At 67.7% G+C, this 23,985-nt stretch carries 24 protein-coding genes and 1 pseudogene; 12 read left to right on the top strand and 13 right to left on the bottom strand.

Annotation, left to right across the window (positions count from 1 at the left end; genetic code table 11):
* Positions 1–4: 4 nt before the first annotated feature.
* Complete coding sequence (locus OG976_RS00205; protein WP_328356243.1) at positions 5–511, bottom strand: hypothetical protein; 507 nt, start codon at positions 509–511, stop codon at positions 5–7.
* A 113-nt stretch (positions 512–624) separates the two neighbouring features.
* Between OG976_RS00205 and OG976_RS00210 the strand changes: the two genes are divergently transcribed.
* Entirely contained in the window at positions 625–1,710 is a 1,086-nt protein-coding gene (locus OG976_RS00210) for a beta-mannosidase (protein WP_328356245.1), read from the top strand.
* A 2-nt stretch (positions 1,711–1,712) separates the two neighbouring features.
* Here OG976_RS00210 and OG976_RS00215 read toward each other — a convergent pair whose 3' ends face one another.
* Positions 1,713–1,925 (bottom strand): hypothetical protein, encoded by a 213-nt coding sequence (locus OG976_RS00215; RefSeq protein WP_328356247.1) that lies wholly within the window; start codon positions 1,923–1,925, stop codon positions 1,713–1,715.
* A 105-nt stretch (positions 1,926–2,030) separates the two neighbouring features.
* Positions 2,031–3,887 carry a fatty acyl-AMP ligase gene (locus tag OG976_RS00220; RefSeq protein WP_328356249.1) on the bottom strand — a complete coding sequence of 619 codons (1,857 nt, stop codon included), beginning with the start codon at positions 3,885–3,887 and terminating at the stop codon, positions 2,031–2,033.
* A gap of 103 nt (positions 3,888–3,990) precedes the next feature.
* Between OG976_RS00220 and OG976_RS00225 the strand changes: the two genes are divergently transcribed.
* The 3 genes from OG976_RS00225 (at position 3,991) to OG976_RS00235 (ending at position 6,048) form a co-directional block, all read left to right on the top strand.
* Complete coding sequence (locus tag OG976_RS00225) at positions 3,991–4,770, top strand: acyl-CoA thioesterase (RefSeq protein ID WP_328356251.1); 780 nt, start codon at positions 3,991–3,993, stop codon at positions 4,768–4,770.
* A gap of 37 nt (positions 4,771–4,807) precedes the next feature.
* Positions 4,808–5,656, top strand: coding sequence for an SDR family NAD(P)-dependent oxidoreductase (locus tag OG976_RS00230; protein ID WP_328356254.1), 849 nt, complete (start codon positions 4,808–4,810; stop codon positions 5,654–5,656).
* Between the two features lie 101 nt (positions 5,657–5,757).
* The gene (locus OG976_RS00235; protein WP_328356257.1) at positions 5,758–6,048 is read left to right on the top strand and encodes a DUF4193 domain-containing protein; all 291 of its coding nucleotides are present in this window, start codon (positions 5,758–5,760) and stop codon (positions 6,046–6,048) included.
* Positions 6,049–6,150: 102 nt separating this feature from the next.
* Here the strand turns inward: OG976_RS00235 and ripD are convergent.
* A pseudogene (gene ripD, locus OG976_RS00240) lies at positions 6,151–6,645 on the bottom strand (NlpC/P60 family peptidoglycan-binding protein RipD); the annotation flags it as partial.
* Positions 6,646–6,983: 338 nt separating this feature from the next.
* Here ripD and OG976_RS00245 point away from each other — a divergent pair.
* Positions 6,984–7,472, top strand: coding sequence for an SRPBCC family protein (locus tag OG976_RS00245; RefSeq protein WP_328356260.1), 489 nt, complete (start codon positions 6,984–6,986; stop codon positions 7,470–7,472).
* Here OG976_RS00245 and OG976_RS00250 read toward each other — a convergent pair.
* Positions 7,469–8,248 (bottom strand): hypothetical protein, encoded by a 780-nt coding sequence (locus tag OG976_RS00250; RefSeq protein WP_328356263.1) that lies wholly within the window; start codon positions 8,246–8,248, stop codon positions 7,469–7,471. The two genes, OG976_RS00245 and OG976_RS00250, sit on opposite strands and share 4 nt — an antisense overlap.
* 44 nt (positions 8,249–8,292) lie before the next feature.
* Here OG976_RS00250 and OG976_RS00255 point away from each other — a divergent pair, with 44 nt between their 5' ends.
* Entirely contained in the window at positions 8,293–9,111 is an 819-nt protein-coding gene (locus OG976_RS00255; RefSeq protein WP_328356266.1) for a formate/nitrite transporter family protein, read from the top strand.
* A gap of 6 nt (positions 9,112–9,117) precedes the next feature.
* On the opposite strand, the gene OG976_RS00260 is transcribed toward OG976_RS00255, so the two are convergent.
* Positions 9,118–10,713: a PucR family transcriptional regulator gene (locus tag OG976_RS00260; protein ID WP_328356269.1), complete on the bottom strand. Its 1,596-nt coding sequence runs from the start codon at positions 10,711–10,713 to the stop codon at positions 9,118–9,120.
* A gap of 80 nt (positions 10,714–10,793) precedes the next feature.
* Between OG976_RS00260 and OG976_RS00265 the strand changes: the two genes are divergently transcribed.
* Together OG976_RS00265 and OG976_RS00270 are read left to right on the top strand one after the other, a co-directional pair.
* Positions 10,794–12,311, top strand: a complete 1,518-nt coding sequence (locus OG976_RS00265; RefSeq protein ID WP_328356272.1) for a CoA-acylating methylmalonate-semialdehyde dehydrogenase — start codon at positions 10,794–10,796, stop codon at positions 12,309–12,311.
* A gap of 23 nt (positions 12,312–12,334) precedes the next feature.
* Complete coding sequence (locus OG976_RS00270; protein WP_328356275.1) at positions 12,335–13,720, top strand: aspartate aminotransferase family protein; 1,386 nt, start codon at positions 12,335–12,337, stop codon at positions 13,718–13,720.
* 13 nt (positions 13,721–13,733) lie between these two features.
* Here OG976_RS00270 and OG976_RS00275 read toward each other — a convergent pair whose 3' ends face one another.
* Together OG976_RS00275 and OG976_RS00280 are read right to left on the bottom strand one after the other, a co-directional pair.
* The gene (locus OG976_RS00275; RefSeq protein WP_328356278.1) at positions 13,734–14,084 is read right to left on the bottom strand and encodes a hypothetical protein; all 351 of its coding nucleotides are present in this window, start codon (positions 14,082–14,084) and stop codon (positions 13,734–13,736) included.
* Between the two features lie 62 nt (positions 14,085–14,146).
* Positions 14,147–15,280 (bottom strand): acyl-CoA dehydrogenase family protein, encoded by a 1,134-nt coding sequence (locus tag OG976_RS00280; RefSeq protein ID WP_442930572.1) that lies wholly within the window; start codon positions 15,278–15,280, stop codon positions 14,147–14,149.
* 290 nt (positions 15,281–15,570) lie between these two features.
* Between OG976_RS00280 and OG976_RS00285 the strand changes: the two genes are divergently transcribed.
* Entirely contained in the window at positions 15,571–18,099 is a 2,529-nt protein-coding gene (locus OG976_RS00285; protein ID WP_328356284.1) for a glycogen/starch/alpha-glucan phosphorylase, read from the top strand.
* An 8-nt stretch (positions 18,100–18,107) separates the two neighbouring features.
* Here the strand turns inward: OG976_RS00285 and OG976_RS00290 are convergent, their stop codons facing one another.
* On the bottom strand, positions 18,108–18,431 hold the full coding sequence (locus tag OG976_RS00290; protein ID WP_328356287.1) for a hypothetical protein: 324 nt from the start codon (positions 18,429–18,431) through the stop codon (positions 18,108–18,110).
* 126 nt (positions 18,432–18,557) lie between these two features.
* On the opposite strand from OG976_RS00290, the gene OG976_RS00295 reads away from it, so the two are divergent.
* Positions 18,558–19,382: a class I SAM-dependent methyltransferase gene (locus tag OG976_RS00295; RefSeq protein ID WP_328356290.1), complete on the top strand. Its 825-nt coding sequence runs from the start codon at positions 18,558–18,560 to the stop codon at positions 19,380–19,382.
* Position 19,383: 1 nt separating this feature from the next.
* Here the strand turns inward: OG976_RS00295 and OG976_RS00300 are convergent, their stop codons facing one another.
* The gene (locus tag OG976_RS00300; protein WP_328356293.1) at positions 19,384–19,848 is read right to left on the bottom strand and encodes a nitroreductase/quinone reductase family protein; all 465 of its coding nucleotides are present in this window, start codon (positions 19,846–19,848) and stop codon (positions 19,384–19,386) included.
* Between the two features lie 46 nt (positions 19,849–19,894).
* A complete protein-coding gene (locus OG976_RS00305) occupies positions 19,895–20,815 on the bottom strand; it encodes an HpcH/HpaI aldolase/citrate lyase family protein (protein ID WP_328356296.1) in 921 nt (306 codons plus the stop codon).
* 127 nt (positions 20,816–20,942) lie between these two features.
* Between OG976_RS00305 and OG976_RS00310 the strand changes: the two genes are divergently transcribed.
* Both OG976_RS00310 and OG976_RS00315 read left to right on the top strand, forming a co-directional pair.
* Complete coding sequence (locus OG976_RS00310) at positions 20,943–21,911, top strand: MOSC domain-containing protein (protein ID WP_328356299.1); 969 nt, start codon at positions 20,943–20,945, stop codon at positions 21,909–21,911.
* A gap of 1 nt (position 21,912) precedes the next feature.
* Positions 21,913–22,098: a hypothetical protein gene (locus OG976_RS00315; RefSeq protein ID WP_167100908.1), complete on the top strand. Its 186-nt coding sequence runs from the start codon at positions 21,913–21,915 to the stop codon at positions 22,096–22,098.
* Here OG976_RS00315 and OG976_RS00320 read toward each other — a convergent pair.
* Both OG976_RS00320 and OG976_RS00325 read right to left on the bottom strand, forming a co-directional pair.
* On the bottom strand, positions 22,095–23,072 hold the full coding sequence (locus OG976_RS00320) for an o-succinylbenzoate synthase (RefSeq protein WP_328356307.1): 978 nt from the start codon (positions 23,070–23,072) through the stop codon (positions 22,095–22,097). The two genes, OG976_RS00315 and OG976_RS00320, sit on opposite strands and share 4 nt — an antisense overlap.
* Positions 23,073–23,085: 13 nt before the next feature.
* Positions 23,086–23,979 carry a mycobacterial-type methylenetetrahydrofolate reductase gene (locus tag OG976_RS00325; RefSeq protein WP_328356309.1) on the bottom strand — a complete coding sequence of 298 codons (894 nt, stop codon included), beginning with the start codon at positions 23,977–23,979 and terminating at the stop codon, positions 23,086–23,088.
* Positions 23,980–23,985: the final 6 nt, after the last annotated feature.

Genomic DNA, 23,985 nt, shown 5'->3' on the forward strand with positions numbered 1-23,985 from the left:
GCGTTCAGCCGGTGCAGCTTGTCTGCAGGCCGTTCACCAACGCGTAGACGTCGTCCTTCTTCTGGTCTGCGTAGTCGATGACAGTCCAGGTGGCCGGTTGCGGCCACGCGACCGACAGTGTCGAGCCGTAGTCGAAGCCGTAGCCGAAGCCGCCCCCCGTCGGCTGGAACAGCGCATCGACGGCTGCGGTCATATCGTCGGCGGCGCGGCCCAGTGCGGTGAGCATCGGCGCCAGTGACGGGACGTTGTTGGCGCCGTTGATGTCCTCCAGGGCGTGCACGCCGTGGCTGACCAACGCGAGGTTGGCGTCAGCGTCGCGCTTCTGCGGGCCGCCGGTGAAGTACGGCGAGGTGATGACCGTCCGTACGCCGCCGATGCCGGCCGAGACGCTGTTGTCCAGCGTGTCGCGAAGCTGGTTGAGCACCCCGCAGGGCACCTGGACAGCGTCGGCGGTGGCGTGCGGTGACGGGCCGGCAGACGCGAAGGCCAGCAAAGCTGCGGCACTACCCATAAATCGCCGGGTCGATGGCTTCATGTCTGTAGATAGGCACGGCTTCCTGGTTCGTTACGGCTGCGTCAAATCGTCGCGGCGAACTCTCGCGCACCACCTAGGGTGGGTCAGCGATGAATCTTCGACGATGGGCAGCCGTGCTGGCGGCAACAGTCGCCGTGGCGGGCGGGGTCAGTGTCGTGGGGACGCCCCAGGCCGGCCACGCCGATACCGGTACGCGGGTCAGCGTCGTCAACGGTGGCTTCACCCTCGACGGGCATCCCTGGTGGCCGGTGGGTTTCGACGCCTATCAACTCGGCACCAACTGGGCGGTGAACACCGGCTGCGGTGCACAGGTGGATCTGGACCGGTACTTCGGATCCCTGCCGCCGAACTCGCTCACGCGTTTCAACGCATTCGCACCACTGGCGCGCGATCGGCGCACCGGCGCCGCCGACTTCACTGCCCTCGATGCAGTATTCGCCGCGGCGCAACGACATGAACAATTGCTCGTCGTGACGTTGGGCGCTGGCGAAGGTGCCTGCGACGACGGCGGCTTCAAGAGCTACGACTGGTACGCCGGCGCCTGGACATCCTCGTCCTACGCCGCCTGGCTGGACACCGCGGTCCGTCGCTGGGGTCGCTCGCGCGCACTGGCGGGATGGGAACTCATCGGTGAACCCGAACCCAGTGTGTGCGGTGACCGGCTGTGCCAGTGGCAGCAGCGGTCCTGCCCGCCGGATGCCGGCGCTGCCTTGCGCGGATTCTTCGACGGCGCGGGCGGCCGACTGCGGGCCATCGACTCCGACACCCCGATCTGGGCGGGCCTGGCCGGTGGCGGGCAGTGCGGATCGGCGGGCGACGACTATCTGAAGGCGGCCCAGTCCCCCGGTGTCGATGTGCTCGACCTGCACGACTACGGGCCACCCGGGGTCGCGTTGCCCGGCTCCGCCGCTGACGGTGTGCAACGGCGTCTCCAGCAGGCCGCTTCAGTGGGCAAGCCGTTGGTGGTGGCCGAGATGGGGCAGCCTGCCGGATCCTGCCGCTCCCTGTCGGCGCGTGCCGACGATCTAGGACGCAAGGCGCAGACCCAGCGTCAGGCCGGCTCGGCGGGAGTGCTGTTCTGGGCCTTCGTCCCCGACCCACGAGTCGACCAGTGCACCCTGGACATCGGGCCCGGCGACCCGATGTTCGCTGTGGTGAAAGCGCTTGTCGGGTAGGGCTATCGGGCTCGGACCGTCACCGCGTGACGGCGACAGTAGCCGCCGTCGACGGTCGGCAGCCAGCCGAAGTCGACCAGCAGTTCGTTGAGAGCGTGCTTGGCGAGGGCCGGGGCGGGCATGCACACCAGAACCGACACATCGATGGCATCGGTGCACCGGTCACACTGGACGTGGAAGTCCCAGATCACCGACTTGGCAACGACGTCCAACATCGGCAAACGCTAACACCGCGCCTGCGCTTGCGCTCACCGTGAGGCAAGCCTGTCCTGTGCAGGGCCGCTTATCTTTTCGGGCCCGGGCAGTCGACGCCGGACCGGTCAGCGATGGGTGAACGCGCCCTCGAGGTAGGCGGTCCGGCACGCCCTGCGGGCCAGTTTGCCGCTGGTGGTCCGCGGGATGGTCCCCGCGGACGCCAGATGGACTCTCGCGTCTGCGATGCCGTGGCGCTGAGCCACCGCGGCTTGGATCTCCGCGATCGCGGCCTGCGGATCTGCCCGGCTGGTACCGGCTGCCCGTTCGGCGATGATCACCAGCTGATCGGCGCCGTCCCCGCCGCCCAACTCGGCAACGTCGTTGCCGGACAGTGAGAACGCGGCGACATAGCCTCGGCGCACAAGCGGTGAGGCGTCCGCGGTGGTCGCTTCGATGTCCTGCGGATAGAAGCTCCGGCCGTCGACGGTGACCAAGTCGGCGATGCGGCCGGTGACATAGAGCTCGCCGTCGAGGTAGAAACCCAGGTCCCCGGTCCGCAGCCACCGCGCAGTGCCGGCCACATCGTCGGCGTGGCTGCCGCAGGGCAGGCGCGTGCCCAGATGTGCGCCGAACGTCGCCCGCGTCTCGGCGGGACGTCCCCAGTAGCCGCGGCCGATGTTGTGCCCGTGCAACCAGATCTCCCCCACCTGGCGGTCGGGCAATTCGTGACCGGTCTGCTGGTCGACTATCACCGCCCACAGGCTGCGGGCGACCCGGCCACACGACACCTGTTGCACCGCATCGGGATTGGCCGCTGAGATCGGCACGGCCTGCCCGGCCGCCAACTGGGCGCCGTCCAGATGCACGACCGTCGGGGTAGCGGTCGGAGCGATGGTGGCCACGAACAGGGTGGCCTCGGCGATGCCGTAGGACGGCTTGAACGCCGTGGGCGCCAACCCGTACGGGGCGAACGCCGCATCGAAGGTCCGGATGGCCTCGATGCTGACGGGTTCGGAGCCGATGATCATCGCGACGTTGCCGAGGTCGATGTCCTCGTCCGGATCGGGCAGGCCGCGTTGCGCGGTCCATTCGTAGGCGAAATTCGGTGCGGCCGTGACCACATGGCCGGACCTGGACTCGGCGGACAGCGCCTGAATCCAGCGCAACGGGCGCCGGACGAACGCCGTCGGCGACAGCAGCGTCGAATGGCCGCCGTACACCGTCGGGAAGCCGATCATCGACAGTCCCATGTCGTGGTAGAGCGGCAGCCAGCTGACACCGTGAGTGTTGCGGTCCAGCAGGTCGATCGACAGGATCATCTGGATCAGGTTGGTGCCGACCGCGCGGTGGGTGATCTCGACGCCGACCGGGGCGCGGGTGGCCCCGGAGGTGTACTGCAGATGCGAGATGTCGTCGACGTCAATAACGAAGGGGCTGAGGGCCTCTGCCGCCGAGTCGGGGACGGTGTCGATGAGGATCACCCGTGGCCGTCGAGCCGGCGGCAGCTGATCGAGGAAACCCGCCACCGCCGCACTGGCCGCCGATGTGGTCAGCACCGTGGACGGACGGGCGTCGTCGAGGGCGGTGCGCAGTCGCTCCGCATGTCCCGGGAGTTCGGGTGCGAACAGCGGCACGGCGATAGTGCCCGCTTTGATCGCGGCGAAGAACCCCGCGATGTACTCCAGGCCTTGGGGGGCCAGGATCGCCACTCTGTCACCGGCATCCGCGGTCTGCTGGATGAGCGCACCGATCGCCCGCAGCCGCCGCCCGAGCTGTGTCCAGGTCAGCTCGGTGGCATGTCCGTGCGCGTCGTGACCGTAGTCGAGGTATCGATAGGCAACGGCGTCAGCGATATTGGCGATATTGCGGTCGATCAGCGAGATAAGAGTCACCCCGGCCGGCAGCACCACACCGCCCCGTTCGTCGAGGCAGTCCTCGATGCGCAGCAGGCCTTCGGGTACCTCGCCGTGCCGCCCATCCATGACCGCAGTGTAAGCAGCCGGGGACCCGATCCCGGGCAGGCTGAGGCCATCGTCGCACGCTATCGTGGGTGCGATTTTCGTCACCGCACGTCGCAGGGGGACCATGCCGAGTTGGATTGCCGAGTTGGTCCGGCTCGACGGCAGCGGCACCAGCTTCCGCACCTCGGCAACGGGCGGGGCCGGCCCGCGGCTCTACGGCGGCCTCATCGCGGCACAGTCACTGGCGGCTGCGGCGGCGACCGTCGACCCATCCCGGCAGCCGCAGTCGCTGCACGCCTACTTCATCCGGGGCGGCAAGGTCGGCGTGGACGTCGAGTACACCGTCGAATGCACGCGTGACGGCCGGTCGTTCAACACCCGCCGGGTCACCGCGGCCCAGGGTGGCGTGCCGATCTTCGAGATGATGGCCTCCTTTCATCACCCGGAGACGACCACCGACTGGCAGCACAGCGACACCGCGAGGCTGCCGATGGCCGATGCCACCGTGGTCACGCGGCTTCCCGAGCGGTGGGCGGATCACTTCGAGATACGGGTGGCAGCCGGGGCCGCCCTCGACTGGCCCGAGCAGCCGTTCTGGTTCCGCACCCGGAAGCCGATCGAGGATGATCCGCTGCTGCGGGCGTGTGCGTTGACGTTCATCTCCGATATGGGGCTGGTGTCCTCGGCCCGCCCGCCCGGCCAGGAGACCCCGGGGCCCGGCGGCGCCGCGAGCCTGGACCATGCGCTGTGGCTGCATCGTCCGACCGATCCCCATCAGTGGCACCTGTACGACTCGGTCGCCCTGAGCCACAGCGATGCCCGTGGACTGGCCCGCGGATCGATCCACCGCCACGATGGCGTGCTGGTCGCCAGCGTCGCCCAGGAGTCGCTCTGGCGCATCTGACCGTGGTGCCAGAGCGGGTGCGCTAGGTTTGCGCCCCGTGGGGACATTGGAGGGGCGCCGCGCGGTCATCACCGGCGGGGCCAGCGGCATCGGCCTGGCCAGTGCCCGGGAATTCGCCCGACGGGGCGCTCAGGTGGTACTCGGCGACGTCGCGCAACCGGCACTCGACAATGCTGTGGCGGCGTTGCGGGCCGACGGCCACACCGCGCACGGGGTGATCTGCGACGTCACCCGACTCGGGGACGTCGAACATCTCGCGGACGAAGCCGAGCGACTGCTGGGCCCGGTGGACATCGTCTTCAACAATGCCGGCGTCGCGCTGGCCGGGCCGATCGCCGAGATGTCCCACGAGGATTGGCGCTGGCTCATCGACGTCGATCTGTGGGGTCCGATCCACGGTGTCGAGGTCTTCGTCCCTCGCCTGCAGCGCCGCGGCGGGGGTCACATCCTGTTCACGGCGTCGTTCGCCGGTCTGGTGGCCAATGTCGGTCTGGGACCGTACTGCGTGGCCAAGTACGGCGTTGTCGCGCTGGCTGAGGTGCTCTCGCGCGAACTGCGCCCCGACGGCATCGGGGTATCGGTGCTGTGCCCGATGCTGGTGGGCACCAACCTGGAGAACACCTCCCAGCGCAGCCGGGCCGGCGTCCTGGGCGACCCGGTCGACGAAAGTCCGTCCGGCAGCGGCGAAGAACCGCCGTTTTCCGAGCATGTGACCGACGACGTCGTCCTGGGCGTCGATGACGTGGCCCGCCTCACGGTTGATGCCGTTGAGGCCAACAGGCTGTATGTTCTACCGCACACCAACGCGCGGGGCTCGATCCGGCGCAGGTTCGAACGGATCGATCGCACCTTCGACGACCAGGCTGCCGACGGCTGGACGTACTGAGCGCGGGCGCGGTGTTTAGCAAGAGCGCAGACCGGGAACAAACCCGGATTCAGCCGCGTTGTCGCGTCGGTTGATAGAGAACGTATCGGGAAGGCACGGATATGACGGTTGATTACGACGCCCCCCGCCGCACTCAGGTTGAGCCTGAGGACGAATCGCTGGAGGACCTCGCGGGTCGGCGCAACGATGCGGCGACGGCGGTTATCGATGTGGACGAAGCCGACGCCGTCGACTCGTTCGAGTTGCCCGGGGCTGACCTCTCCGATGAGGAGTTGACTGTTCGGGTCATCCCGAAGCAGGCCGACGAGTTCACCTGCACGAGCTGCTTCCTGGTGCACCACCGCAGCCGGCTGGCCGATTCCTCGCAACTGATCTGCACCGACTGCGCGTAGCAGGCGGGGATGATCGGCCGCGCGGGGGCGGATAGCCTTGGGGTGCAACAGATCTGGTTGCTGCGCGGGGTTAGGCAGCGGGGTTAGGCCGCGGAGTTAGGCGATGACGCGGACCAGGTACGGCGCCATGTCCTTGGTGCGCACGGGTGAGACCGCCACCGCGGTGTCGGTGACCTCCAGCATCTGACCGTTACCGAGGAACATCGACACGCTCTGAGTGCCGTCGGGTCCGTAGAAGATCAGGTCGCCAGGAAGCGCCTGGTCGGCCGTGACGCGCTGGCCCACGTTGTACATGTCACCCGAGGAACGCGGCAGCTTCGCGCCGACGCCGGCGTAGACGTACTGGATCAGGCCCGAGGAATCGAAACCGACCGTCGTGGCGCCCGCCCCCTTCCCGAGGGTGGGACCGGTGATGTCGCCACCGGCCCACGAGTACGGAACCCCGCGCTGGGCCAGTCCGCGGTCGATGACGATTTTGACGTACTGATCGCGGCTCACCGGCGCGGCGCCGGCCGTTGCCGACACCAAGCCCGGGATCGCCAGCAACACGGCCAGGCTGATCGCAATGGCATACAGGCTGGCACACAGGCGCTTCATCTTCTGACTCCATCTCCTACGGGCCTGCCGATGATCTGGTGATGCGACCGCAGGCCGAACTTCATATCCCCCGTGCTGCGAACGCCTCAGGAGCAAATTCCCTCGGTGTTCACACACTTCACTTCTGTCACTTCTACAGCAAACATCCTGGCGGCGGCTACCCGGATTTTTCGCTGAGCAGGCGTTTTGTCCGAACCGTGACGCAACGGTGTCCTCAGCGCTGTCCAATATTGGCCAAACAGTTGCGATTTCGGACGGTGTGCCGACTGCGCCGTTGGCGCTCAGCGTGTTTGAGAACTCCGGCCCACCGGGTCTGGTGGGTGCCTATGCTGTGCGCCATGGCGCAGCCCGTAGTCGAGGTGTCTACCGAGATCGCAGCGCCGATCGAAAGGGTCTGGGAGCTGGTGAGCGACATCACCCTGATGCCCCCGCTGAGCACCGAACTCCAGAGTGTTCGCTGGGCCGACAGCTTCGATGCGCCCTGCCTCGGCGCCCAGTTCCTGGGCACCAACCGCCACGAGGCCGTGGGGGTGTGGACCACCCGCTCGCACATCACCGTCTTCGAGCCGCCGCGAACCTTCGAATGGACGGTCGGCGACCCCGAGGGACCGGCTGCGATCTGGCGGTTCGACTTGTCGCCAGCAACCAACGGGACGCGACTGCGCTACTCGTCGCGCCTGGGCACGGGAAAGTCCGGCGTCACCATGATGATCGAGCGGGAGCCGCAGCGCGCCGCCGAGATCGTGGATACGAGGATGGAACAGTTCCGGCAGTCGATGACGGTCGTGGTGGCCGGGGTTAAGGCCCTCGCGGAGACGGAGCCCTAGCGGGCGCGGTCGCGAACCCGATAGGTCGACGGCCACGACTTTCGGGTGTCGTCGCCGGTGAGTGCCATACCCATGCCGCCGACCTTGACGTCGTAGGCCTCTTTACCCGCGCCCACCTCGCGATTGGCATGCTCTTGCGCGAGGTAGTACAGCTCGTCGATGGCGGCCTCACTGTAGGCCACGAACGACGTCTCGCGAATCACGTTGTCCGGCACGGTCATCCTGTCGGGAAGCAGCCGTGAGGCCAGTGCGGCCAGGCCCAGCAGCGCGAACGGGATGACCCAGTAGCAGAGGAAGGACAGCGGCGTCCTGGTGTCGAGGATGGTCGCGTCGCCCTGCACGATGGGAGGGATGGCCGACGACACCGTCATCGCGCCGAAGGCGGCGACCCAGATCCAGGTCAACGTGGTGGTGATGCGTCCGAACAGTTCGCTGTTGACCACATCGTCGGGCCGGCCGGCCGCGGCGAACTCGCGGACGAACGGCTTGCCGACGAGGACGCCGACGAGTGCCACCAGGAAGATGCCGACGTTGCTCAGCGGCTGAATCCACCGCTCCATGAACGACTGACTGACCGTGAAGGTCAGGATCGCCAGCACCGAGAAGGTTGCGACAGCGCCGATTTCGAACGTGAGCCCCGGCGCCTTCTTCACCCGTCCGAGCACGAGCCCGGCGATCGCGGTGCCCAGGGCGACCAGCACCGCGGTGTCGAACGGAACATTGCCGACCAGGACCCAGTACACGATCCACGGCGCGAACCCGACGAGTATGCCCACGGCTGTCGAGTGTATTGCGGTACCACTTGTGGGTACCCGACGCCGTGAGCACAACGAGCCAGCGCCAACTCGGCGAGTCAGACAGTCCGATCGAGGACGAACTCGAAGAAGCCTTCGGCCGGATGGTGGAGGAGGGCAGCCAGCGTCTGCACCGCACCTGGCGGGAGGTGCTGGTGACGGGGTTCTTCGGTGGCACCGAGGTGGCGATGGGAGTCCTGGCGTATCTGTCGGTACTCGCGCAGACCCACAATCAGCTGTTGGCGGGCCTGGCGTTCTCGATCGGGTTCCTCGCGCTGCTGCTCGGGCGCAGCGAGCTGTTCACCGAGGGGTTCTTAGTCCCGGTGACGACGGTGGCGGCCAAGCGGGCCAGCTTTGGCCAGCTGCTCAAGCTGTGGTGCGGCACGCTGGCCGCGAACCTGCTCGGCGGCTGGGTGATCATGGCGCTGATCATGGCGGCGCTGCCGAACCTGGCCGAGCAGACCATCGAGTCGGCCGAGCACTTCGCCACGGCGCCGCTGTCGGTGCAGACCGCGGCGCTGGCGGTGCTCGGCGGCATGGTCATCACGCTGATGACGCGGATGCAGCACGGAACCGATTCGGTACCCGGCAAGATCGCGGCCGCGGTGGCCGGGGCGTTCCTGCTCGCCGGTCTCACGCTGTTCCACTCGATACTGGACTCGCTGCTCATCTTCGGCGCGCTGATCACCGGTGACGCTCCGTTCGGCTACGCCGACTGGCTGGGCTGGTTCGGCTATACGGTGGTCGGCAACATCGTCGGCGGGTTGGTCCTGGTGACCCTGCTGCGGTTGCTGCGCAGCAAGGAACGGCTCAAGGACGAGCGCCGGCAAGTGGAGCAGGAGTGACCGCGACTACTCCCCTGCCGAGCCCAGGACGAGCATCGCGACATGCAGCGACGCCCGCGACTCGGCGTCGTTGAGATCGAGGCCGACGATCCGCTCGAGTGCGTCGAGTCGCGAGTACAGCGTGGGCCGCGACATGTGCAATGTGCGCGCCAGCTCGGCCTTGTTGCCGCCGGCATCGAGGAAGGCGCGCAGCAGGTCGAAGGTGTCGTCGCCGTGGGTGGCCCGGTGCGCCAGCAGGCCGGCCAACTCCGTCTCCGCGAAGGCCTGCACCCGGGGATCCGAGCGGATCAGCGAGATCAGGCCGCGCAGCCGGACGTCGGCGGAACGATGGAAAGGCTTGTCGTGCAACGGCATCGACATGGCGACTTCGGCCACGTGACCGGCTTCGCGCAATCCGCCGACGGCGTCGATGAGGCGGCTCGATTCGGGTCCGGCGCCGATCACGCAGTCGCTCACACCGTCGAGTCGCAGCACCGCGCGGCGGATCTCCGCGCACACCAGCGTCAGTGCCGCCTCCAGCGAACCGGGCTGGTAGCTGGCCCGCTGCGGCGCCAGGACCAGGTCGATCTGGCCGTCGTCGCGGGTGGCGGCCAGCCCGGTATGACCGGCCGCGCGCACCGCGTGCATGATCGCGTCCAGCGTGCGCACCCGGCGCTGCTGAACCACCACCTGATCGGCGGCGGCAGTTTCTCGAAGGCGCGCCGCCATCGGCACGTAGGTCAGCGCAGGACGCAGCCCCAAGGCGTGGGCCCGTGCGGTTGCCTCCGCCTCGTCGACGATGCGCCCCCGGCGAAGGTCGTCCACCAGGCCGCTCTGTGCCCGCAACTCCAGTGACGTCCGGTTCTGCTCGACCATGCGGTGCAGGGCCAGCGCCTGGGCCGCCCGCTCCAGCGTGGTCACCGTCCGGGAATCGGGGTCGACGACAGCCGGCGCGATCAGCCGGCCCCACACCTCGCGGTACGGCCCGACCGGTCGCGCGGTCCACGAATGCGGGCCGGCAAGCCGGGACCGGCGTTCCCAGTCCGACAACAGTTGCGAAGTCGGGACCCCGCGGGCGGCGAAGGCGAGCACCTGGCGGTTGAGGTCCTCCAAGACGACCGGCGTCTCGAGCATGTCCGCGGTGGCGGCGATGATCTGGTCGATCGAGGCCCTGCGCATGCTCAGCGCGGTGAAGGCCTCGTGCACCCGCTGGGCATACGCCACCTCGGCGTACTGGTCGGCGACGATCCGTCGGTGGACATCCTCGGTGACGTCGACGAAGCGCACCGGGCGGTGCAGCACGATGACCGGAAACGCCAGCTCGGCGCCCGACCGCACGACCGACTCCGGAACCTCCTGGACGTGCAGCCCGAGTTCGATCACCACACCCACCGCACCGGCGGCGGCCAACCCGGGCAGATAGCCGTCGCGCACCTGCGGGTCGGCCAGCGCCTGGCCCGTCGTCAGCACCAACTCGCCCCCGGTCAGCAGACCGGACAAGTCGGCGAGGTCACTGACGTGCACCCAGCGCACAGGGACGTCCAACGGGCCGGCGCAGACCACCTCCGGCTCGCCGGCGCGCAGCGCCGGGAGGTCGAGAACTTCCTGGAGCGTCGGTTGCACTTACACAGTGTAAGAGTTCAGCGGCAGATGCATACATACTGTCGGCGGTGAGGTGGGACTGGGCCGTTGAGAATCAATGCATGACCCTCGCAGCGCCCAACACCCGCGTCCGCACCATCGCCCACTGGGCCGACGGCAAGTCCTTCGCCGGCAGCAGCGACCGCACCGCACCCGTCACCAACCCGGCCACCGGCCAGGTGACCGGCCAGGTCGCCCTGGCCGACGTCGCCGACGCACGCGCCGTCATCGAGGCCGCGCGCGCCGCCTTCCCGGGCTGGCGGGATACCTCGATCGCCAAGCGCACCACGATCCTGTTCGCGTTCCGCGAACTGCTCAACGCCCGCAAGCAGGAGTTGGCCGAGCTCATCACCGCCGAGCACGGCAAGGTGCTCTCCGACGCACTCGGAGAGGTCAGCCGCGGCCAGGAAGTCGTCGAATTCGCCTGCGGTATCGCACATCTGCTCAAGGGCGGCATGACAGAGAACGCCTCGACCAACGTCGACGTGGCCTCGATCCGCCAGCCGCTGGGGCCGGTGGCCGTCATCTCTCCGTTCAACTTCCCGGCCATGGTGCCGATGTGGTTCTTCCCCATCGCGATCGCCGCCGGTAACACCGTGGTGCTCAAGCCGTCCGAGAAGGACCCGTCGGCGTCGCTGTGGATCGCCAACCTGTGGGCCGAGGCCGGCCTGCCCGCCGGTGTGTTCAACGTGCTGCAGGGCGACAAGGTCGCCGTCGACGAACTGCTGACCAACCCGGCGATCAAGGCAGTGTCGTTCGTCGGATCCACCCCGATCGCGCAGTACGTCTACTCGACCGGAACCTTGCACGGCAAGCGGGTGCAGGCCCTCGGCGGAGCGAAGAACCACGCCCTGATCCTGCCCGACGCCGACCTGGATCTGGCCGCCGATGCCATGGTCAACGCCGGGTTCGGTTCGGCAGGCGAGCGCTGCATGGCCATCTCGGCCGCCGTGGCCGTCGGTCCGATCGCCGACGAGCTGGTCGCCAAGATCGCCGAGCGCACCAAGACGCTCAAGATCGGCGACGGCACCCAGGATTCCGACATGGGCCCGCTGGTCACCAAGGTGCACCGGGACAAGGTGGCCTCCTACATCGACGCCGGCGAGGCCGACGGCGCCACGATCGTCGTCGACGGCCGCGGAGTGTCCGCCAACGGTGACCAGGACGGCTTCTGGCTCGGCCCGACGCTGATCGACCACGTCACCCCCGAGATGAGCGTCTACACCGACGAGATCTTCGGACCCGTGCTGTCGGTGGTCCGGGTGGACACCTACGACGAGGCGCTGGAGTTGATCAACTCCAACCCCTACGGCAACGGCACCGCGATCTTCACCAACGACGGCGGCGCCGCGCGGCGCTTCCAGAACGAGGTCGAGGTCGGCATGGTCGGCATCAACGTGCCGATCCCGGTGCCGACGGCCTACTACAGTTTCGGTGGGTGGAAGTCGTCGTTGTTCGGTGACACCCACGCCCACGGATCCGAGGGAGTGCACTTCTTCACCCGCGGCAAGGTCGTCACCACCCGGTGGCTCGACCCCAGCCACGGTGGCATCAATCTCGGCTTCCCCCAGAACAACTGAGCTCGAAAGAGGCACTCACTCACATGACTGCAACCGCTTCCCACCTGCTGCCCAGCGGCCAGGACCTCGAGACCGCCCGTGCCGAGGCCGCCCGTGCCTACGAGCTGGACCGCCAGCACGTCTTCCACTCCTGGTCGGCCCAGGCGCAGATCAAGCCGATGACGGTCGTCGCCTCGGAGGGCTCCTACATCTGGGACGGTGAGGGCACCAAGCTGCTCGACTTCTCCGGCCAGCTGGTGTTCACCAACATCGGCCACCAGCACCCGAAGGTCGTCGCGGCGATCGCCGAGCAGGCAGCCAAGCTGTGCACCATCGCCCCGCAGCACGCCAATGCCGCGCGCTCGGAGGCCGCCCGCCTCATCGCCGAGCGCACCCCCGGTGACCTGAACCGGGTGTTCTTCACCAACGGCGGCGCCGACGCCGTCGAGCACGCGGTGCGCATGGCCCGGCTGCACACCGGCCGGCGCAAGGTGCTCTCCCGCTACCGCTCGTACCACGGCGGTACCGACACCGCGATCAACCTCACCGGTGACCCGCGGCGCTACCCCAACGACTACGCCAGCGCCGGCGTCGTGCACTTCAACGGCCCGTTCCTGTACCGCTCGTCGTTCTACGCCGACAACGAGCAGCAGGAATCGCAGCGCGCGCTGGAGTACCTCGAGCGTCTCATCGCCCACGAGGGCCCGACCACCATCGCCGCGATCATCCTGGAGTCGGTGCCCGGCACCGCGGGCATCATGGTGCCCCCGCCCGGATACATGGCCGGCGTGCGGGAGATCTGTGACCGGCACGGAATTGTGTTCATCGCCGATGAGGTGATGGCAGGCTTCGGTCGGACCGGAAAGTGGTTCGCCATCGACCATTTCGACGTCGTGCCCGACCTCATGACGTTCGCCAAGGGCGTCACCTCCGGCTATGTGCCGCTCGGTGGCGTGGCCATCAATGACGCCATCTATGCCACCTTCGCCGACCGCGCCTACCCGGGCGGGCTCACCTACTCAGGACACCCGCTGGCCTGTGCGGCAGCGGTCGCGACCATCAACGCGATGGAAGACGAGGGCATGGTGGCCAACGCAGCCCGGCTCGGCGAGAAGGTGCTCGGCCCGGGCCTGTACGAGCTGGCCTCCCGGCATCCCTCGGTGGGCGAGGTGCGCGGGCTCGGTGTGTTCTGGGCGATCGAACTCGTCGCCAACCAGGCCACCCGGGAACCGCTGGCACCCTACGGCGGATCGAGTGAGGCGATGAACGCCGTCATCGCCGCGTGCAAGTCCGGGGGCCTGCTGCCCTTCGCCAACTTCAACCGGATCCACGCGGTCCCGGCGTGCAACATCACCGACGCCGAGGTTGCCGAGGGTCTGGCGATCCTGGACAAGGCGCTCGACGTCGCCGACTCGTACGTGACCGGCTAAGGGGTAGCGCCCCTCAGTACGGTGACGTGTGCTGGGTCAGGACGAACATCACCAGTCCCAGGCACAGCAGCAGGTTGAGTGCGACGACGACCGCACCGATCACGATCAGCGACCGTGTCCACCGGTGGCGTTGTCTGCGACCACGTTTGGCCTGGCGCTTCTCCTCGAGCAGCTGGCTGGCGGTGAGCGCGAAGTTGACGTCGATCAACTCTGCTTCGCTGCTCGGCCGGCCCATCGCGATATGCCGCAGGCGCTCGGGAGTGATGTCGACACCCACTTCGGCGAACTGCCGACTGAGGCGTCTGGCCTGGCGGCGGCTGCAGGACCGGGCATCGAGTGTCGCCGGGGCCGACCAGGTCGTCATAGCTTCCTGACTCTAGCGGCGACAGGCGCTCGAGGCGCCGGTATCACTGAGCGTGCCGCGGTTTACAGACCCGGCTGATCCTCGATGATGCCGAGCCAGATCTGGGCAGCGTCCATGGCGACCTTCTCACTGATGAACGCGTGCTGGGTGCCGGTGTAGATGTCGCGGAAACCCCGCTCCAGCCGGCTGCCCTCCCGGATCGCCGTGGTGCCTGCCGCCAGGTGGGCCCACTCGGCACAGTTGCGTGCCACGTCGGTGGCGTACACGGCAGCGGCGCGCATGTCGGCCCGCAGCATCGGGGTGAGGTCCTCGCCGGCGCCGACGGCGGCTTCGGCGGCGCTGAACGCGTCCAGGATCAGCAGCCGGGCCGCCCGCCACGCCGAGACGTTGTGTGCGAGGTCCTTCTGGAAGGTCGGACGGCTCGCCAGCGAGGCCATATCGCTCATCCGATACTTGGTGGCCGCCAGGGCCTGGACATCGTCGAGCATGCTCTTGGCCACACCCAGCGCCCACGACGCGTGGCCCGCGGCGGTCACCGGCATCAGGCCCATCCGGGTGGCCGGGGAACTCCCCCGGTTCGGGATACGGGAGAACAGCGGGAAGGTCCGGCTGGTGGGCACGAAGACGTCCTCGACGCTGTAGTCATACGAGCCGGTTCCCCGCAGGCCCTGGACATGCCAGCCGTCCTTGAACACGATCTCCTCGCGCGGGATCACGGCCACCTGCATGTCCGGGAGGCCGTCCTCGGCCATCCGCGGCTGGCCGTCGTCGAGCGGGAAGAAGCCCGCGCACACGTATTCCGAGTGGCCGGTGCCGGAGCCGAAACTCCACGACCCCGTCACCCGGTAGCCACCGTCGACCGCGGCGCCCTGGCCGTTGGGAAAGAACTGCCCGCCCATCGTCACCTTGTTGTCGTTGGCGGTGAACACCTCGGCGAACCCGTCGTCCGGCAGGTACGCGGCGACCGCGAATGCCGAGGGCAGGTTGGCGATGCCGATCCAGCCGAAGGATCCGTCCTGCCACGCCATCTCGATCCATGTCTCGATCATCTCGGCGAAGGTGGGTTCGACCCCGCCGGCTTCGACGGGGTTGAACGACGACATCAGGCCGCTGCCCCACATCTCCTCGACGATCGCCGGCGACATGGTGCGCAACTGCTCGGACTCGGCGGCCCGGGCGGCCACCAGATCGCGCATCCCCCGCGCGACGGTCAGGACCTGATCCCCCGCTTCGACAGTCGACGTCACTGAAGTTCTCCGATCTTGACGCGGTGGGCTGCACGGCAGTGAACAACCTTGAAAAACTGTATAGCCCCGAGCTGCGGGCAGAGGCAAGAAGCGGGACTCGTCAGATTTGCTCGGCCTGCAGCACGCCCGCTGATGGGCCATAGTTCACGGAAGCGACTCGCGGACCTCGCCGCGCTGAAACGTGGCGATGTCAGACTTGCGGTCCTCAACAGCAGCTGTCTAGAAGCAGGGAGCAGGCAATGACCGACGTCGTCAACACCACGGCCGGCAACGTGGGCGATTTCGACGCCACCGGGTCCGCCCCGCCGCCGCATGAGCACAGCCGCACCGGCCTGTCCGCGGACGCGCTGCGCCGCGCGATCAGCGACCACCTCATGTACTCGATCGCCCGGCCCGCCGCGGCGCTGACACCCGAGCACTACTACCGAGCGCTGGCCCTAGCGGTGCGCGACCGCATGCAGCAGCGCTGGATGGCGACCACCCAGGACTGGCTCGACCTGTCCAACAAGGTGACGTGCTACCTGTCTGCCGAGTTTCTGATGGGCCCCCAACTGGGCAACAACCTGCTCAACCTCGGCATCGAGAAGCAGGCCCGGGAGGCGCTGGCCGCGCTCGGTCAGGAGCTCGACGAGATCATCGCCTGTGAAGAGGAGCCCGGGCTGGGCAACGGTGGCCTTGGCCGGCTGGCCGCCTGTTACCTGGACTCGCTGGCCACCCTGGAGCGCCCCTCGATCGGGTACGGCATCCGCTACGAGTTCGGCATCTTCGACCAGGAGATCCAGAACGGTTGGCAGGTCGAGAAGACCGACAACTGGTTGGTGGGCGGTAACCCCTGGGAGATCGACAAGCCGGACGCCAGCTACATCGTCAACTGGGGTGGCTACACCGAGCAGTACGAGGACCTGGCCGGCCATCACCGCGTGCGCTGGATTCCCCAACAGGTCATCAAGGGCGTCTCCTATGACACCCCGATCCAGGGCTACGGGGTGAATACGTGCAACACGTTGACTCTCTGGAGTGCCCGGTCGGTGGAGTCCTTCGCGCTGGAGGCCTTCAACACCGGCGACTTCTACAAGGCCGTCGAGGACGAAGTCGTCGCCGAGAAGGTCTCGAAGGTTCTCTACCCCAACGACGAACCCGACGCGGGTAAGCGTCTGCGGCTTCAGCAGCAGTACTTCTTCGTGTCGTGCTCGCTGCAGGACATCCTGCGTATCCACACCGAGCGGGCGAGCCTGCCACTGGACGCGCTGCCCGAGAAGTGGGCCATTCAGCTCAACGACACCCATCCGTCGATCGCGGTGGCCGAGTTGATGCGTCTGCTCATCGACGAGCACCATCTGACGTGGGACGAGGCGTGGGGTATCACGCTGGAGACGTTCGGCTATACCAACCACACGCTGCTGCCCGAGGCGCTCGAAACGTGGCCGCTGGCGATCTTCGGGGAGTCGCTGCCGCGGCACCTGGAGATCATCTACGAGATCAACAACCGCTTTCTCGACGAGGTGCGCGCACGTTTTCCCGGCGACGAGGACCGCATCCGCCGGATGTCGCTGATCGGCGAGGAGGGCGGCAAGAGCGTGCGGATGGCGCACCTGGCCACGGTGGGCAGTCATGCCATCAACGGGGTGGCGGCGCTGCACTCGGAATTGCTCAAAGCCAGTGTGCTCCAGGACTTCTACGAGATGTGGCCGGAGCGGTTCGGCAACGTCACCAATGGCGTGACGCCGCGCCGCTTCATGGCACTGTCCAACCCGGGTCTGCGCAACCTGCTCGATGAGACGATCGGCGAGGGCTGGCTGACCGAACTCGGCCAGCTGCGCGCACTCGAGAATTTCGTCGATGATCCCGAGTTCCGGCAGCGTTGGCGAGATGTCAAGCGCGCCAACAAGAGCCGCCTCGGCGAGTTCGTCCACTCGACCACCGGTATCGAGTTGGACCCGACGTGGATGTTCGACATCCAGGTCAAGCGGATCCACGAGTACAAGCGCCAGCATCTCAGCGTCCTGCACATCATCACGCTCTACAACCGCCTCAAGCAGAATCCGAGTTTCGCGATCGCCCCCCGGGCCTTCATCTTCGGCGGCAAGGCCGCGCCCGGGTACTTCATGGCCAAGCGCATCATCAGGATGATCACCGCGGTCGGGGCGACGGTGAACAACGACCCCGATGTGAACCGCTTCATGAAGGTGGTGTTCCTGCCGAACTTCAACGTGCAGAACGCCCACCTGATCTATCCGGCTGCCAACCTTTCCGAGCAGATCTCCACCGCCGGCAAGGAAGCCTCCGGCACCGGCAACATGAAGTTCATGATGAACGGCGCGTTGACCATCGGGACCCTCGACGGCGCCAACGTCGAGATCCGTGAGGAAGCCGGCGCCGAGAACTTCTTCCTGTTCGGCCTCACCGTCGACGAGGTGGAGCGGATCAAGGCCGAGGGCTACCGGCCCGCGAGCTACATCGAGAACGATCCTGAACTCGCCGAGGTGCTGGAGTTGACCCTGCAGGGGGCGTTCACACACGGGGACACCGAGGTCCTTCGACCCGTGGTGGAGAACCTGATTCACCACGACCCGTTCCTGGTGCTGGCCGACTACCGCTCGTATGTGGACTGCCAGGCCAAGGTCAGTGCGGCCTGGCAGGACCGCGACACCTGGTCACGGATGTCGATCCTCAACGCGGCCCGCAGCGGGAAGTTCTCGTCGGACCGGGCGATCGCGCAGTACTGCGACGACATCTGGAACGTCACCCCGATGCCGGTGGACCTGTAGGAGTCGGCTCAGTCCTCGGACTCGTCAGGGCACAGGACGTCGACGTACACGGTCGTCCCGGCTTGGGCGGGTCCGCCGGATCTGTCCGGGTTGTGGAACGCCACGACGCGGCAGCGTGCCAGTTGCGGGGTCGAGTCCTGCCCGTTGACCCAGTTGATCGCCACGTTGTAGCCCAGCGCCTCGATCTCCCCGATGATCAGGTCGGCGGGTCCTGACCCGGGTGGCGGTGCAGGCGGGGCCGGCTCTGCGGCCGCCACGGGTGCCAAGACCATCGACGCGGCGATCACCGGCGTGAGAACCAGGGCCGCCCGGCGGCGAATCGGGTGGGACATCATCATCTCCTTCAGATCGTGACCGTAGACACAAGAATACGGAAATCCATTTCGTGTTTCAATGTTCGGTTGATGCCGGGCGGGTGAACGTGGGCTGAATCGGCGGCGTGCTGCCACAGTGGTGGTGTGTACACCGAGCACCGTGAGGTCAACCGCGCGATGTGGGACGAGCGCGCCCCGGCGCATGCGGCATCGCCGGACTATGCCGTTCAACGACTCATCGCCGATCCGAACCGGCTCTCCGACGTCGTCCGCTTCGACGTCCCCCGGCTGGGGGCAGTGTCGGGGTTGCGCGCGGTACACCTGCAGTGCCACATCGGCACGGACACGATCTCGCTGGCCCGTCTCGGGGCGCGGATGACCGGCCTGGACTTCTCCCCCGCCGCGCTGGAGATCGCCCGCGGCGTCGCCTCGGCTGCGGGGGTGAGCGTCGACTACGTCGAATCCGACGTCTACGCAGCGCCGGAAGCGTTGGGCAACAATGCTTTCGATCTCGTATACACCGGAATCGGGGCTCTGGTGTGGTTGCCCGACGTCGGGCGCTGGGCCGAATCGGTGGCCCGGTTGCTGCGGCCGGGCGGGCGGCTGTTCCTGCGCGAGGGTCACCCGGTGCTGTGGTCTGTCGACGAGGTACGCACCGACGTCATCGCGCTGGCATATCCGTACTTCGAACACGAGGAGCCGTTACGGTTCGACGCCTCGGACACCTATGTGGAGACCGATTCCGTTTTCGCCCACACCGAATCGCGGGAATGGAACCACGGCATGGGTGAGATCGTCACCGCGATACTCGACGCCGGCCTGCGCCTGACCATGCTCGTCGAACACGACTCGGTGCCCTGGGATGCGCTGCCCGGGCGGATGCGCCAGGACGACGACGGTGAATGGCGGCTGACCGAACACGGCGATCGGTTGCCGCTGAGCTACACGCTGCAGGCCGTCAAACCCTGAGTTATCCGGTGGGTGTCAGGATCACCACGGGAATCTCCCGGCCGGTGCGCTGCTGGTACTCGGTGAAGTACGGATACATCGCCACCAGCCGCTGCCACAGCGCGCCGCGCTGTTCGGCGGGTGCCAGCTCGGCACGCACCGGGATCTCCCGATCCCGCAGCCGCGCAACAGCTTCCGGGTTCGCCTGCAGATTCAACCACCACGTCGGATCGGAATCGCTGCCCGCATAGGCCGCGGCGATCACCAGCCGATCGCCGTCCTCGAGGTAGATCAGCGGCACCGTCCGCCGCTTGCCGCTCTTACGGCCGGTGACGGTCAGCAGCATGGTCGGATAGTTCGGGTTCTGCGCCGCGCCACCGGTCGCCCGGTACACGGTCGCGTGCAGATCGCTGAACGTGCGCGTGACCGGCCGCATCCACGGGCGGCTCATCAGCCGTCCGGCAAGGCTGAACAGGCGTGAGGTCATGGCACTGCTCCTGAAAAAAGCTACGCGGGGCCGCAGGAGGTGAAGCCTAGTAGTGGTAGGTGTCCGACGGGGCGCTGACATGGACTTCCTGGTCGTCGAACTCCGAGACCTCGATGCCGTAGGCGCGGGCCAGGTCGAGAATCTTGTTGGCGCGGGCGATCCGGGGCAGATCCGAGCCGTTGCGGATCTCGCCGCCGTCGCGCTCGAATTCAGCGAAGAACTCCTTGGCCCAGGTGATCTCTTCCTGCGACGGTGCGAGGCCCTCGTTGACCGCCGGGCACTGATCCGGCGTCAGGCAGATCTTGCCGGTCATGCCGAACTCGGCGGAGACCGCGGTGGCCTCGCTGAGCTTCAATGCACTCGAGCCCACCGTCGGGCCGTCGATCGGGCCGGGCAGGTGCGCGGCCTTGGCGGCGATGGTGAATCGCGACCGTGCGTAGGCCAGCGTGGCCGGATTGTCGCCGAAGCCGGTGTCGCGGCGGAAGTCGCCGATGCCGAACGCCAGCCGGAAGGTTCCCTTCGCCGAAGCGATCTCGGTGATCCGTTCCAGTCCGCGCGCGGTTTCGACCAGGGCGACGATCGGGATGTTGGGCAACCGCTTGGCGGTCTCGGTGACATGGTCGACGGACTCGACCATCGCCAGCATCACCCCACCGATCGACGACGCGGCCAATGCCTCGAGGTCGTCGGCCCACCACGGCGTGCCGAAGCCGTTGATGCGCACCCAGTCGCTGTTGCCGGCCGCCAGCCAGCGGACCACGTTGTCCCGCGCCGAGATCTTGTCCTTGGGCGCGACGGCGTCCTCGATGTCGAGCACGACGATGTCGGCCCGCGACCGTACCGCCGCCGCGAACTTGTCGGCGTGAGCGCCGTTGACCAGCAGCCAACTGCGGGCCAGCACCGGATCGATGCGGAATCCGACGTCGTGGGATTCGTTGGAGTCCCAGCCGCTGCTCTGGTCGTACATGGTGTTGCCCTGGCGCCTTCCCTACCGCAAATGTGCAGCACCATCCTGGCAGCAGGTGAGTACAGCGCCAACGGCAGGGCGTTGACACGTTCACCGGCGGGCGGGCGGCAGGCATAAGCTGGCACCCATGGTCGAGGCCGGTCGCATCGTGTCCCTCTGGCGATACCCGGTCAAGTCGATGGCCGGCGAGCGGATCGCCACAGCCCAGATCGGAACGCTCGGTCTGCACGCCGATCGCACCTGGGCGGTGCGTGACGTCGAACACGACACCACCACCAGCGCCAAGAAGCTGCCGGGTTTGTTGTGGTGCACGGCCAGATACGCCCAGCCCCCGACCGCCGAGGCAGGGCCGGGGCATGCGCCCGAGGTCCTCATCGGACTGCCCGACGGCCGGGAGTTCTCCAGCTCGGACCCCGGTGTTCACCGGGCATTGTCGGAATATGTCGACCACGACGTCGAATTACGTTCGCTGCCACCGATATCCGAGCGTCAGCAATACCGAACCCCGATGGCCACCAAGAGTGACCTGCGGACGATCTTCGGTCTCGCCGACGACGAGCCGTTGCCGGACCTGTCGATGTTCCCGGTGCGCAAGCTAGCCGAGATCACCCGGTATGCCACCCCGGTCGGCAGCTACGTCGACGCCTACCCGGTGCACATCCTGACCACGCAGAGCCTGGCCGCGATGGCGGCGCTGGCCCCCGATTCCGAGTTCGACGTGCGGCGGTTCCGGCCGACGATCCTGGTCGATGCCGCCTCGGACTCGGCGCATCCGGAGTGGGACTGGTGCGGGGGTGTGCTGCACGGCCCGCACGCCGACCTGGCGCCGCTGATCCCCACCATCCGTTGCGTCATGCCCTCCCACGAGCAGCCCGAGCTTAAGCAGGATCGCGACATCACCCGGGCCATCGCTGCCCACTCGAGACGGTGCCTCGGCGCGTACGGCGACGTGGTGAAACCGGGCGCGATCGCCGAAGGCGATGTGCTGCAACTGGAACCGCCGCAGCGGGCGAGTGCGGAAACCGGTGCGGTGAAAGTCAAACGAGTGTTGATGCGGGCCGTCTCGGCCGCCATCCCCAACGGAGGGAAGAACTGACATGCGCAACGTCGTCGGTGGTCTCGGTGTCCTGGTGGCGCTGTTCGGCCTGCTGTTCACATTGCAGGGTTTCGGGGCCGTGCAGGGCAGTCCGATGAGCAATACGACCACGTGGTCGGTGCTGGGACCGCTGATCGCGTTGATCGGAGTCGGTGTCGCCATCGCGGCCTGGCGGCCGCGGCGCTAGAGCAGGTGCTGGACGGTCCGCAATCGCTCGCGCCACTGCGCGACCCGTTCGGCGTCGGTCACCGCGAACCGCTGCAGAAGATCGCGGTCGGGCGCCGCCGGCATCGGCGCGACGGGCAGATGGCCGTCCACCGGGATCAACGAACGGCCCGGCGAGACCAGGTCACCCTGCAGCACCATGACGGTGGCCAGGCCGCAGGCGAAGGGAAGTTCGGGCAGCACGCCGGCCACCGCGAGACCGCCGGCGAGGCCGATGCTGCAGTCCGGCGGTGAGGACACCACGCACGGCATGCCGTAGGCCTCGGCCAGCCGCAGTGTGCGGCGCACACCCCCGAGCGGACCCACCGTGAGCACGGCGATGTCGGCGGCGTCGGCGAGGTCGAGACCGAACGGATCGAGCGCATCGCGGATCGACTCGTCGGCGGCGATACGGACGTCGACGCGCCTGCGGACGGCGGCCAACTCCGGAAGCGTCGCGCACGGCTGCTCGACGAACTCGAGCCCGCCCGCGGCGGCGTCGAGGGCGGCGATGGACGCGACGGCGGTATCGACGTCCCACGCTCCCCCGGCATCGCAGCGGATGGCGGCCGCCGGTCCGAGTGCGCCGCGCACCGCTTCGAGCCGAGCGATGTCCTCGGACAAGGAGTCCGGATGGCAGGCCACCCGTACGTCGGCCGCGGCGCAGCCGGCCTGTGCGGCGATGACTGCGGCGCGATCGGCAGCGACGGCGGGCACGGCCACCGCGGCCGGCACCCGCCCGCGTACCGGGTCCGGCCAGCCGACTGTTCCGGCTTCGACCGCCGCGGTCAGGAAACGGACGGTGTGCAGGTCCGCGGCAGCGCCGGGGGGACTGAACTCACCCCAGCCCTGCGGGCCCTCCAGCAGCATTCCCTCGCGCCCGGTGAAGCCGGCGTAGCCGTCGCGGACCGGGATCGCGAACACCGGCGCGTTGTCGAAGTCGATCAGGGTTTGCACGGCGGCCGAACTGTCAGGAGGCCGACGGGGACCAGTAGGCCAGCATCTCGGCGAACGTCTCGAACGCCGCCTTCGACATGCCGTAGGTGGCCTCGAAGTGAATGCTCAGCGGGAAGCCGAGGTCGCCGACGCCGTCGATGATCCGTTTGTAGAGGTCGACGAGCATCTTGCGCTTGATCTCGGGTTCGTTGCCGGCCAGCGTCGTGACGAAGTCCTGCTCGGCGGCGACCGCCGCGTTGCCGGGATCTTGGATCAGCCAGTTGATCAGCCCGACGCGGGTTTCGACCTTGGGGACGAAACCGAACGAGAGCAGGATCTCCGGGCGATGGTCGTGCTCGCGAGCGAAGTCGGTCAGGAACCCCACGATGGCATCCGAGTACAGCAGTTGCGTCATCCCGTACGTCGCGCCCTGACCGCACTTGAAGCCGAATCGTCCGGCCTCGCCGTCGCGGGTGGGGATCAGGATGACGCCGCGGTTGGGCACCAGGTCGCGGTAGATCGTCAGGGCATCGGTGGGGGCGACGCCGGAGCCCTCGCCGTCGCTCATCGTGCGCGGAACCCCAACAAAGGCAATGCCCTCCATGCCGGCGGTGAGCAGCTCGGCCAACCGGCCGCGCAGGGCGGTCTCGTCCATGAACGCGGTGACCTGGGTGCACAGTCCGCGGACGCCGGGAAGTTCCGGTGCGATGCGGGACCAGTAGTCCAACACGTCGAGCTTGGGCTTCATCTCCACCGGACGGTCGTCGTCCTCGGCGATCATGCCCGGGATCATCACGTGCCGGACCGTCCCGGCTAGCCCGGTCTCGCCGGAGAACCGCACGACCTTGCGCGCCTCGTCCAGAATCTCCTCGGGACCGCGGTCGGTATTCGGTGGCACGAGTTCGAGCGCGACCGTGTTGAGGGGCACCAAGCT

Origin of the sequence: Mycobacterium sp. NBC_00419, assembly GCF_036023875.1 — a bacterium.
GTDB lineage: Bacteria > Actinomycetota > Actinomycetes > Mycobacteriales > Mycobacteriaceae > Mycobacterium.